2 protein-coding genes, 3 tRNA genes and 3 pseudogenes are annotated in these 3615 nt (G+C 38.5%); 7 read left to right on the top strand and 1 reads right to left on the bottom strand.

Annotated features, from left to right (window positions below):
* From CBG25_RS06750 to CBG25_RS06720, 7 genes and pseudogenes are all read left to right on the top strand, one after another.
* Positions 1 to 212, top strand: a pseudogene (locus CBG25_RS06750) (hypothetical protein); the annotation flags it as partial.
* Between the two features lie 2 nt (positions 213 to 214).
* Positions 215 to 427, top strand: a pseudogene (locus CBG25_RS06745) (sigma factor-like helix-turn-helix DNA-binding protein); the annotation flags it as partial.
* 191 nt (positions 428 to 618) lie between these two features.
* A pseudogene (locus tag CBG25_RS06740) lies at positions 619 to 987 on the top strand (WecB/TagA/CpsF family glycosyltransferase); the annotation flags it as partial.
* Between the two features lie 266 nt (positions 988 to 1253).
* A complete protein-coding gene (locus CBG25_RS06735; protein WP_290605527.1) occupies positions 1254 to 2630 on the top strand; it encodes an amino acid permease in 1377 nt (458 codons plus the stop codon).
* 153 nt (positions 2631 to 2783) lie between these two features.
* Positions 2784 to 2860 (top strand) — tRNA-Arg (locus CBG25_RS06730).
* 73 nt (positions 2861 to 2933) lie between these two features.
* A tRNA-His gene (locus CBG25_RS06725) sits at positions 2934 to 3009 on the top strand.
* Positions 3010 to 3172: 163 nt separating this feature from the next.
* Positions 3173 to 3249: transfer RNA gene (locus CBG25_RS06720), tRNA-Pro, on the top strand.
* A 254-nt stretch (positions 3250 to 3503) separates the two neighbouring features.
* Here the strand turns inward: CBG25_RS06720 and CBG25_RS06715 are convergent.
* Positions 3504 to 3615, bottom strand: a 112-nt coding sequence (locus CBG25_RS06715) for an ATP-binding protein (protein WP_290603782.1), incomplete at its 5' end; no start/stop codon positions are given.

Raw genomic sequence — 3615 nt, 5'->3', positions numbered from 1 at the left:
ATCGAGAAGTTAAACAAAATTGTGGTATTGAACGCTGTCAGGCTCGCACGAGCCGAGCGCAAAGAAATCATATTTTTCTCGCTATTTCTGCGTGGTTTGAACAACATAAACGTCGTATATCTGAAAAAATAACCCTTTATCAACAAAATTGGGACGTAATCAAAAATGCTATTGCTGAGCACATCCGTGTTTTATTAGCGTACCCAAATTAGTTTTGTGCGAAACTAGTGAACTAAAAGAAATACTTAGACTTAAATATCGAGCCAAGCTCAGTCATCGCCAGATAGCTCGTAGCTTATCGATATCGCCATCTGCTGTATCACGATATGCTAATCGGGCAGCTCAGCTGGGGATAAAACAATGGCCTTTACCCACAGAATGGGACCCATCTTCCTTACGAAAGGCATTTAGCCAGACTAAAGTGAAGCACGAGTTTCGCACCAACAAATAAACAAGTTATTTTTAAGTTCAATTCGACATAATATATAATTCGCAAAAATTGCTAATTAACACATAAGTTATTGAAATAAATATATATTTTATATTATAAAATATCTTACGGATAAAACATTATTTTAGATATTTTTAGAACTTTATATGCCTGTGCGAAACTCGTGTGAAAATAAGCTTCGTACTCAGTGGCAGGTGAATATTGTCGGTAGCCAGGACGGTTACTTTAAGCCGGAACAACGTGAAATATTATTTGAGCGCATCAAGGCTAGTGGAGCAAAAATTGTTACGGTAGCAATGGGTTCACCAAGGCAAGAAATTTTTATCCGGGATTGTCGACGAGTATATCCTGATGCACTTTATATGGGAATAGGTGGTACTTACGATGTTTTTACCGGACATGTAAAACGAGCACCTAAATTATGGCAACAATTAGGATTGGAATGGTTATATAGATTGCTTTCTCAACCGAGTCGTATCAAACGACAAATAAAATTATTACGCTTTCTGGGTTACTATTATAGTGGCAAACTGTAGTTTTTTATTTGTGTATTATTTCTATCGTAAAGGTTTGTTTTAACAGTAGTAAATTTCAATTCCATCTGCTATGTCTTCTTTTAAATAGGGTATTTGGCTGCCAACTGTTTTTTCATTGTTGAGTAATTAACACTATTTTGATTACATTTATAAATTTTTATTTCGTTATTATTAAAAACATGTTTTCATTACGGCACTATTATCTGTCATTTTGACCATGAAGGTCATATGGTATTAAGTGATTATTGAAAGGGCAGGAAATTGCTATGGGGAAACCGGAACAAGGTCTCAGTCGTGGCCTTGAAGCGAGGCATATTGAACTTATTGCATTAGGTGGAACAATTGGTGTTGGTTTATTTATGGGTTCTGCCAGTACGTTAAAGTGGGCAGGACCTTCTGTATTACTGGCTTATATTGTTGCTGGATTATTTGTTTTTTTTATTATGCGTTCAATGGGAGAAATGCTGTTTCTTGAACCTGTTACTGGCGCTTTTGCCTCGTTTGGTTATAAATATTTGAGCCCCTATTGGGGATGTTTAACTGCATGGGGTTATTGGTTCATGTGGGTCGCTGTTGGGATATCAGAGATCACAGCGATTGGTGTCTACGCGGAATTCTGGTTTCCTGAGGTTCCACAATGGATTTTTGCGTTGATTGCAGTTGTACTTGTTGCATTAGCTAATCTGGCCGCAGTACGTTTGTACGGTGAATTGGAATTCTGGTTTGCTATGATTAAGGTTACCACGATTATTGTGATGATCTTGATTGGATTAGGGTTGATTTTTGTTGGTATTGGCAATAATTTTGAACCGATTGGTTTAGCCAATTTGACTGAGCATGGTGGTTTTTTTGCCGGTGGCTGGCAAGGCTTTTTATTCGCGCTTTGTATTGTAGTTGCCTCTTATCAAGGCGTTGAATTAGTTGGTATTACTGCGGGAGAAGCAAAAAATCCGCAGGTCACATTAAAGAAAGCTATTAATAATATTTTATGGCGAATTTTGATTTTTTATGTCGGTGCTATTTTTATTGTTGTAACGTTATTTCCTTGGACAGAGATTGGTCAGAATGGTAGTCCATTTGTGCTAATGTTTGCCAAAGTAGGCATTGTATCGGCAGCTGCGGTAATTAATTTTGTGGTACTTACAGCGGCATTATCAGGCTGTAATAGTGGCATGTATAGTGGCGGGCGTATGATTTATGCTTTAGCACAGAATGGTCAACTGCCAAAATCTTTATTGAAAGTGACCGCAAATGGTGTGCCTGCACGGTGTATTATGCTAACAATTTTGTGCCTTATTGTTGGCTCAGGTCTCAACTATATTATCCCTGATCCACAAGCGGTTTTTGTATATGTTTATAGTGCAAGTGTATTGCCTGGAATGATACCCTGGTTTGTTATTTTATTGAGTCAATTGCGTTTTCGGCAAGTGCATCAACCGCAATTAGCCCAACATACTTTCAAATCAGTATTATTTCCTTACGTGAATTATTTGACCCTGCTTTTTTTGGCATGTGTACTTGTTGGCATGGCAATTAATCCAGATACGCGTTTATCATTAATTGTTGGCGGCGTGTTTTTATTGATTGTTTCTGTGATCTATTTTTTGAATCGTCTTTTCCGTCATAAAGCAATGAAAAAATGATTAATAATAATCTGTTTTGCTGATTAAAAAATGATGGTAAGGTTAATTTTATGATTGAAATGGATAAAGCATAAGCAAATAATCTTTTTATTTAAAAAATCACTGGACAGCATGCTATTAAATCCGTACTATCCTCACCCGCAACGGCGTTAAGCGCCCGTAGCTCAGCTGGATAGAGCGCTGCCCTCCGGAGGCAGAGGTCTCAGGTTCGAATCCTGTCGGGCGCGCCATTTAATGCGTGCTCTGCTACGGTGTAGTAGATTAATGTTGTATACAATGAATTGAATTTTTAAAGATTTTATGGTGGCTATAGCTCAGTTGGTAGAGCCCCGGATTGTGATTCCGGTTGTCGTGGGTTCGAATCCCATTAGTCACCCCATATTTGTTTTGTGCAGTTTGCGAGGGTGCCGGAATTGGTAGACGCGCTAGCTTCAAGTGTTAGTATCCTTACGGATGTGGGGGTTCAAGTACCCCCTTTCGAACCATAATATAAATAAGTTTTAAAAATTACATAAAAAACATCGTTAAATAGAGATTTTTTTCGGCGAGTAGCGCAGCCTGGTAGCGCAACTGGTTTGGGGCCAGTGGGTCGGAGGTTCGAATCCTCTCTCGCCGACCAAATTTTAAAGAAACCCTGCAATTTATTGCAGGGTTTTTTCTTTTGTGTGCCCAGTATGGGGGCATTCCTGCGAGTGAAAGTTTTGTCATAAGCGTATCATAGCAAATTAAGTGAAGTGCAATTGTATGCCAGCGACCAAATATGGCAGTAAGCGTGTAGCGTAAGTCATGCGTATTACCATGAAGAAGATCACTTATTAACATCGATGGAGATCGCTTTGTGTCATTATCACAGAACCATTTTTTAAATTAACTTCACTGATCTCCATCAGTCAATAGCGTTTGTATTTTTCGCATTGATTCTCCTTTTAGCTCTAATTTGATGCTGCCATGAACCAGCCGATCTAAGATTGCATCTGCATGGGTT

The organism is Arsenophonus sp. ENCA, assembly GCF_002287155.1.
In the GTDB taxonomy this organism is placed as follows: Bacteria; Pseudomonadota; Gammaproteobacteria; order Enterobacterales; family Enterobacteriaceae; genus Arsenophonus; species Arsenophonus nilaparvatae.
Note: the sequence above shows the minus strand (reverse complement) of the source record. Positions and strands in the feature narration are given on the sequence as shown.